The organism is Elioraea sp. Yellowstone (assembly GCF_006704265.1).
In the GTDB taxonomy this organism is placed as follows: domain Bacteria; phylum Pseudomonadota; class Alphaproteobacteria; order Acetobacterales; family Acetobacteraceae; genus Elioraea.
Map to the genome: position 1 here is coordinate 1 of NZ_VIKA01000155.1, position 7,047 is coordinate 7,047.

Genomic DNA, 7,047 nt, shown 5'->3' on the forward strand with positions numbered 1-7,047 from the left:
GCGAAGGCGGCACGGGCCCAGGCCTCGGCGGCGAGCAGCGGCGCCGGGTCGGCGCCCTGGGGCGAGGCCGCGACCACCGCGCCGCCGACCACGCCAAGCGGCGCGACGCGCGCGCGATACTCGGCGACCGTGAAGGGAGCCGGCACGAAGCCCTGGTTCGCCGTCAGCGGGTGGGCGGGATCGAAGATGTGGAGATGGGCGTCGAACATCATGTCGCGGTCGCCCGGTAGCGGAACCGGTCGGCACGCCCCCAGGCGCGCCGCGCCTCGATCGCGACACCGTCGGCCGTGAAGGCGACCCGGCCCACCTCGACCACCGGCTCGCCCGCGGCGATGGCGAGGCGGCCGGCGAGCTCGGCATCGGCCCGCCCGACCGTGATCTCGTCCTCGACCCGCGCCACCACGCGCGCGCACTCGCTCTCGTAGAGCGGGTAGAGCAGCGCGCCGAAGGCCTCGGGCGGCCGGCGCGCCAGGCGCGCGAAATCGGGCAGGCGGAGCCAGATCTCCTCCACCAGCAAGGGCGCCCCGCCCCAATGCCGCACCCGGTCGAGCCGGAGCCCGCGCAGCCCGGGCGCAACACCGAGCCCGGCCGCCGCCCAGGCAGGCAGGGCGGCGACCGCACGGTGCAGGATCCGGCTCTCGGGCACGATCTCGCCCCCCCCCTCGCGCTCGGCCTGGCGGAAGAAGCGCAGCATCGAGCCGCGCAGCGCCGGGCGGCGCACGAAGGTGCCGCGGCCCTGCCGGCGCTCGAGCAGCCCCTCGCGCGCGAGCTGCTCCAGGGCGCGGCGCAGCGTGTTCACCGCCACGCCGTAGGCGGCGGCGAGCGCGGTCTCGGAGGGCAGCGCGGTGTCCGGAGGCCACTCGCCGGCGGCGAGGCGGCGCGCGAGGTCGTCGCGCAGGCGCGCGTGCAGCGGCAGGCGGGGATCGAGAAGCGTGCGGGCCGGCGCTCGCATGGCGCGGCCAGTCTGGAGGCGGGCGGCCTCCGTCGCAAGGGCACTTATTCACTCCTTTGCAGGACTTGACCCGTGGTGCATGATCCCTGCCAAACCGACCTCCAGGGAGGACCGCATGCCCCGCCTCACCCGACGCGCCACGCTCGCCGGCCTGCTCGCAGCACCCGCGCTCGGGCACGCCCAGGGCTTTCCCACCCGTCCCATCCGCCTGGTCGTGCCCTATCCGCCCGGAGGCGGGGCGGACACCGCCGCGCGACTGGTCGCCGAGCCCATGGCCGCGTTCCTCGGCCAGCCGGTCGTGGTCGAGAACCGCGGCGGCGCGGGCGGAGCGATCGGTGCGGGAGTCGTGGCGCAGGCCGCGCCGGACGGGCACACGGTGCTGCTCGACGCGGGGGCGCATGTCGTCAATCCCGCGATCCTGAAGGGCCTCTCCTTCGACTACGCCACCGCCTTCGCGCCGATCACCCAGGTGACCGTCTGGCCGCAGCTCCTGGTCGTGAACGCCTCCTTCCCGGCGCGCACGCTCGCCGAGTTCGTGCAGGAGGCGAAGACCCGCCGGGGCGGGCTCAGCTTCGGCAGTTCCGGCAACGCGACCTCGTCGCATCTCGCCGGCGCGCTGTTCGCCCAGTCCGCCGGGTTCGAGCTCGTGCACGTGCCCTATCGCGGCGGCGGCCCGGCCGTGCAGGACCTGCTCGCCGGCAACATCCACTGGCACATGGCCACCGTCGCCTCGGCGCTCGGGCACATCCAGGCCGGGCGGCTGCGCGCGCTCGGCACCACCCACACCGCGCGCGTGCCCGTGCTTGCCGAGGTGCCGACCATCGCCGAGAGCGGCTATCCGGGCTACACGCTGAACGAATGGAACGGGCTCTACGCCCCCGCTGGTGTGCCCGAGGCCGCGCTCGACCGGCTGCACGCGGCCGCGCTGCACGCGCTGGCGCAGCCCGCGGTGAAGAGCCGGATCGAGACGCTCGGCGCGCTGGCGGTCGGCAGTCCGCGCGCCGAGTTCGCCCGTTTCGTCGCCGAGAGCCGCGCCCGCATGGCGCGGCTGGTCGCCGAGGCGAGGATCAGCGTCGACTGACCGGTCCGGACGCGGAACGCGGGGCGCCGGCGGTGAAGGCCGCGGGGATCACGCCGAACTGAGAGAAAACGGCGAAGGGGGCCGCGCGCGGCTCCCGATTGGGCGTATGCCTGATCGGGTGACGAGGCGCGCCCCAGACAGGAGAGGAGCCGTTTCCGACAGTGCGGAAACGGCTCCGTGCCCCCTTCGCGCATCCCCCTGGAACCGCGGCTAGGCCGCCTGCTCCTCCTCGGCCTCGTCCTTCGGCTCGGGCTTCGGGCCGCTGTCCTGGCCCTTGGCGTCGCGATCCCGCTCCACCAGCTCGATCACCGCCATCGCCGCCATGTCGCCGTAGCGGAACCCGGCCTTGAGCACGCGGCAGTAGCCGCCCGGGCGCTGCGCGTAACGCTCGGCCAGCGGGCCGAACAGCTTCGCGACGATCGCCTCGTCGCGCAGCTGCGCATGGGCCTGACGGCGCGCATGCAGGCCGCCGCGCTTGCCGAGCGTGATCAGCTTCTCCGCCACCGGCCTCAGCGCCTTCGCCTTCGGCAGCGTGGTGGTGATCTGCTCGTGCTTGAGCAGCGCCACCGCCAGGTTGCGGAACATCGCCGCGCGATGCGTGCTGGTGACGCTGAGCTTGGTGCCGCCGACACGGTGGCGCATGGTCGTCTAACCCTTCTTCCTCAGGCCGCCCTCAATAGGGCTCCTCGAGCTTCTTCGCCAGATCCTCGATGTTCTCGGGCGGCCAGCCCGGCACCGTCATGCCGAGCGAGAGCCCCATCGCCGCCAGCACCTCCTTGATCTCGTTCAGCGACTTCCGCCCGAAATTCGGCGTGCGCAGCATCTCCTGCTCGGTCTTCTGCACGAGATCGCCGATATAGACGATGTTGTCGTTCTTCAGGCAGTTCGCCGAGCGCACCGACAGCTCGAGCTCGTCCACCTTGCGCAGCAGGTTGCGGTTGAACGGCAGGTCCTCGCGCGCCTCCTCGTGGCTGATCTGGCGCGGCTCCTCGAAATTGATGAAGAGCTGGAGCTGGTCCTGCAGGATGCGCGCGGCCAGCGCCACCGCATCCTCGGCGCCGATCGTGCCGTTGGTCTCGACCGTCAGGAGCAGCCGGTCGTAGTTCGTCATCTGGCCGACGCGGGTCGGCTCGACGCGGTAGGCCACGCGCCGCACCGGCGAGTAGATCGCATCGACGGGAATGAGGCCGATCGGCGCGTCCTCGGCGCGGTTCTCGGCCGCCGGCACATAGCCCTTGCCGGTGTTGACCGTGAACTCCATGCCCAGCTTCACGCCGTCGTCCAGCGTGCACAGCACGAGGTCGGGGTTCAGGATCTCGATGTCGTGCCCGGCCTCGATCTGGCCGGCGCGCACCTCGCCGGGGCCGGTGGCCGACAGCGTCATGCGCCGCGGCCCGTCCGAGTGCATCCGGATCGCGAGCTGCTTGATGTTCAGGACGATGTCGGTGACGTCCTCGCGCACGCCGGGGATCGAGCTGAACTCGTGCAGCACGCCGTCGATCTGCACCGCGGTGACCGCCGCGCCCTGCAGCGAGGACAGGAGCACGCGCCTCAGCGCGTTGCCGAGCGTCATGCCGAACCCGCGCTCCAGCGGCTCGGCGATCACGGTCGCCACACGGTGCGGGTCGTGACCGGGATCGATCTCGAGCTTGCTCGGCTTGATCAGAGCCTGCCAGTTCTTCTGCAGCACGGCTGAACCTCTCGCCTTCAGTCCTGCGGTCCGTCGGCGGCGCCCTGTCCGGCGGCGCCTCAGCCTCTCCCCGCGCGGAACCGCGGCACGGGGACGGGGCGCGGCATCCCGCCGCGCCCCGCGATGGATGCCTCGCTCAGACGCGCCGGCGCTTGCGCGGCCGGCAGCCGTTGTGCGGGATCGGCGTCACATCCTTGATCGCGGTGATCTGGAAGCCGACCGACTGCAGCGCGCGCAGGGCGCTCTCGCGGCCCGAACCGGGGCCGGAGACCTCGACCTCCAGCACCTCCATGCCGTGCTCGCGCGCCTTCCGCCCCGCGTCCTCGGCCGCGACCTGGGCGGCATAGGGAGTGGACTTGCGGCTGCCCTTGAATCCCATCATGCCGGCCGAGGACCAGGAGATCGCGTTGCCCTGGGCATCGGTGATCGTGATCATCGTGTTGTTGAAGGAGGCGTTCACGTGGGCGACACCCGACGTGATGTTCTTGCGCTCCTTCTTGCGCGGGCGCGCGGCAGGCTTCGCCATGGGTCGTGTCTGTCCTCGGTCTGTGGTGCCGGCAGCGTGACGGCTACTTCGTCGCCTTCTTCTTGCCGGCGATCGGCACCGCCTTGCCCTTGCGGGTGCGGGCATTGGTGTGGGTGCGCTGGCCGCGCACCGGCAGGCCGCGGCGGTGGCGCAGGCCGCGATAGCAGCCGAGATCCATCAGCCGCTTGATGTTCATCGCCACCTCGCGCCGGAGATCGCCCTCGACGCGATAGTTGCGGTCGATCAGCTCGCGGATGCGCAGGATCTCCTCGTCGGTGAGCTGGTTCACGCGCCGGTCGTCCGGGATGTTCAGCGCCCGGCAGATCTCCTGCGCCTTCGCCGGGCCGATCCCGTAGATGTAGCGCAGCGAGATGGTCACCCGCTTGTTGGTCGGAATGTTCACGCCGGCGATGCGCGCCACGTCCCCGCTCCACGTCCTGGCCCGTCCGCGCGCCTCCGGGGGGCACGCCCGACCCCGCCGGCCAAGGGCCGTGGCGGCAGGGTGATATCTCGGCACAAACGGCGACGGCGGCCGACCCGGAGGGCCGCCGGAGGCCGCGCACTATAGGCCGCGCGGCCCCGCTGTCAACGCCGGCCCGCGCAGGGCAGACGTCCCGCGCGCCGGACGCCGCGCGTCACCGCGCGAGCGCGGCCTCGATCTGGCGCGTCACCTCGTCCATCGCCGCCATGCCGTCCACGCTCACCAGCCGCCCCTGCGCCCGATAGTAGGGCAGCAGCGGCGCGGTCTGGCGGTGATAGGCCTCGAGCCGGGCGGCGACCGTCTCGGCGCGGTCGTCGGCGCGGCGGACGAACTCGGTGCCGCCGCAGACATCGCACACGCCCTCGACCTTCGGGCGCTTGAAGCTGTCGTGGTACCCCTCGCCGCACGCCGCGCAGGTGAAGCGGCCCGAGATGCGCTCGACCAGCGCGGCATCGTCCACCCTGAGCTCGATCACATGGTCGAGGCGGCGGCCCTTCTCGGCCAGCATCCGGTCGAGCGCCTCGGCCTGGGCGAGGGTGCGCGGGAAGCCGTCGAGGATGAAGCCCCGCGCGCAGTCCGGCGCCTCGATCCGCGCCGCCAGCATCGCGGTGATCATCGCGTCCGGCACCAGCGCGCCCGACTCCATGATCGCCTTGGCCTCGCGGCCGATCGCGCTGCCCGAGGCGACCTCGGCGCGCAGCATGTCGCCGGTCGAGATCTGGGCGATCCCGTATGCCGCCTGGAGCCGTTTCGCCTGGGTGCCCTTCCCCGCCCCGGGGGGCCCGAGCAGGATCAGGTTCACTTGCGCGCCCCCCTGAGCCGCGCCTTCTTGATCAGCCCCTCGTACTGGTGCGCGATCAGGTGCGACTGGATCTGCGCCACCGTGTCGATCGTCACGGTGACGATGATGAGCAGGGACGTGCCGCCGAAGTAGAACGGCACGGCGTAGCGCGCGATCAGGAACTCGGGCAGCAGGCAGATCACCACCAGATAGATCGCGCCCAGCGTGGTCAGGCGTGTCAGCACGTAGTCGAAGTACTCGGCGGTGTTCTGGCCGGGCCGGATGCCGGGGATGAAGCCGCCGTACTTCTTCAGGTTGTCCGCCGTCTCGGTCGGGTTGAACACCACCGCGGTGTAGAAGAAGGCGAAGAACACGATCAGCGCGGCGTAGAGGATCATGTAGAGCGGCTGGCCGTGCGCCAGCGCCGCGGTGATCGGGGCCAGCCATTCCGGCCCGCCCTCGGCCGAGAACCCGGCCACCGTCACGGGCAGCAGCAGCAGCGACGAGGCGAAGATCGGCGGGATCACGCCCGAGGTGTTGATCTTCAGCGGCAGGTGGGTCGAGTCGCCGCCGAACATCCGGTTGCCGACCTGGCGCTTCGGATACTGCACGATGATGCGCCGCTGCGCCCGCTCGACGAACACCACCGCAGCGATCACGGCGACCGCCATGACGATGAGGAACAGCAGCACGAAGGTGCTGATCGCGCCGGTGCGGCCGAGCTCCAGCGTCGCCGCGAGCGCCGAGGGCAGGTTCGCCACGATCCCCGAGAAGATGATCAGCGAGATGCCGTTGCCGACCCCGCGCGCGGTGATCTGCTCGCCGAGCCACATCAGGAAGATCGTCCCGCCCACCAGCGTCACCACCGCCGAGAAGCGGAAGAACATCCCGGGCTCCGCCACCGCCGGGCCGGTCGTGCCCTGCACGCCCTCCAGACCGACCGCGATGCCGTAGGCCTGCACCGTCGCGATCAGCACGGTCAGGTAGCGCGTGTACTGGTTGATCTTCTTGCGCCCCTGCTCGCCCTCCTTCTTGAGCTGTTCGAGCGTGGGGCTCGCCGCCGTCATCAGCTGCATGATGATGGCGGCCGAGATGTAGGGCATGATGTTCAGCGCGAACACCGTCATGCGGCCGAGCGCGCCGCCGGTGAACATGTCGAACATGCCGAGGATGCCGCCGCCATGCGTGCGCACGAGCTCGGCCATCACCGCCGCGTCGATCCCGGGCACGGGGATGTAGGTGCCGATCCGGTAGACGATCAGCACGCCCAGCGTGAACCAGAGGCGCTTCTTGAGCTCGGTCGCCTTGGCGAAGGCGCCGAAGTTCAGGTTGGCGGCAAGCTGCTCGGCGGCCGAGGCCATGGATGCTCCGATCGATCAGATCTGCGGGAACCGGCGCGGAGCGTGCCCGCCGCCGCGCCGGCCGATCAAGCGCCGATGCGCCGGACGCGCCATGCCGTGATCGCCGACCCCGCGGTCCGGCGCGGCCCGCTCAGCCCTCGGCCGAGGGCGCGGCCGGCGCGGCTGTGAGCGTGAC

Annotated in this window: 8 protein-coding genes and 1 pseudogene; 1 reads left to right on the forward strand and 8 read right to left on the reverse strand. The window is 71.7% G+C overall.

Going from position 1 to position 7,047, the window contains the following annotated elements:
- Together FK498_RS15980 and FK498_RS15985 are read right to left on the reverse strand one after the other, a co-directional pair.
- A pseudogene (locus FK498_RS15980) lies at positions 1–212 on the reverse strand (hypothetical protein); the annotation flags it as partial.
- Positions 209–952: a GntR family transcriptional regulator gene (locus FK498_RS15985; protein WP_141856281.1), complete on the reverse strand. Its 744-nt coding sequence runs from the start codon at positions 950–952 to the stop codon at positions 209–211. The gene FK498_RS15985 and the pseudogene FK498_RS15980, both read right to left, overlap by 4 nt.
- Positions 953–1,067: 115 nt before the next feature.
- On the opposite strand from FK498_RS15985, the gene FK498_RS15990 reads away from it, so the two are divergent.
- Complete coding sequence (locus FK498_RS15990) at positions 1,068–2,033, forward strand: tripartite tricarboxylate transporter substrate-binding protein (RefSeq protein WP_141856283.1); 966 nt, start codon at positions 1,068–1,070, stop codon at positions 2,031–2,033.
- Between the two features lie 210 nt (positions 2,034–2,243).
- On the opposite strand, the gene rplQ is transcribed toward FK498_RS15990, so the two are convergent.
- The 6 genes from rplQ to secY all read right to left on the reverse strand — a co-directional run bounded on the left by rplQ (position 2,244) and on the right by secY (position 6,872).
- A complete protein-coding gene (gene rplQ / locus FK498_RS15995) occupies positions 2,244–2,675 on the reverse strand; it encodes a 50S ribosomal protein L17 (protein ID WP_141856285.1) in 432 nt (143 codons plus the stop codon).
- Positions 2,676–2,706: 31 nt separating this feature from the next.
- Positions 2,707–3,723, reverse strand: coding sequence for a DNA-directed RNA polymerase subunit alpha (locus FK498_RS16000; protein WP_141856287.1), 1,017 nt, complete (start codon positions 3,721–3,723; stop codon positions 2,707–2,709).
- A 136-nt stretch (positions 3,724–3,859) separates the two neighbouring features.
- The gene (rpsK, locus tag FK498_RS16005) at positions 3,860–4,249 is read right to left on the reverse strand and encodes a 30S ribosomal protein S11 (RefSeq protein WP_141856289.1); all 390 of its coding nucleotides are present in this window, start codon (positions 4,247–4,249) and stop codon (positions 3,860–3,862) included.
- Positions 4,250–4,292: 43 nt separating this feature from the next.
- The gene (rpsM, locus tag FK498_RS16010) at positions 4,293–4,670 is read right to left on the reverse strand and encodes a 30S ribosomal protein S13 (protein WP_141856291.1); all 378 of its coding nucleotides are present in this window, start codon (positions 4,668–4,670) and stop codon (positions 4,293–4,295) included.
- 214 nt (positions 4,671–4,884) lie between these two features.
- Complete coding sequence (locus tag FK498_RS16015) at positions 4,885–5,532, reverse strand: adenylate kinase (protein ID WP_141856293.1); 648 nt, start codon at positions 5,530–5,532, stop codon at positions 4,885–4,887.
- The gene (secY, locus tag FK498_RS16020; protein ID WP_141856295.1) at positions 5,529–6,872 is read right to left on the reverse strand and encodes a preprotein translocase subunit SecY; all 1,344 of its coding nucleotides are present in this window, start codon (positions 6,870–6,872) and stop codon (positions 5,529–5,531) included. The genes FK498_RS16015 and secY overlap by 4 nt, the downstream gene beginning before the upstream one ends.
- Positions 6,873–7,047: the final 175 nt, after the last annotated feature.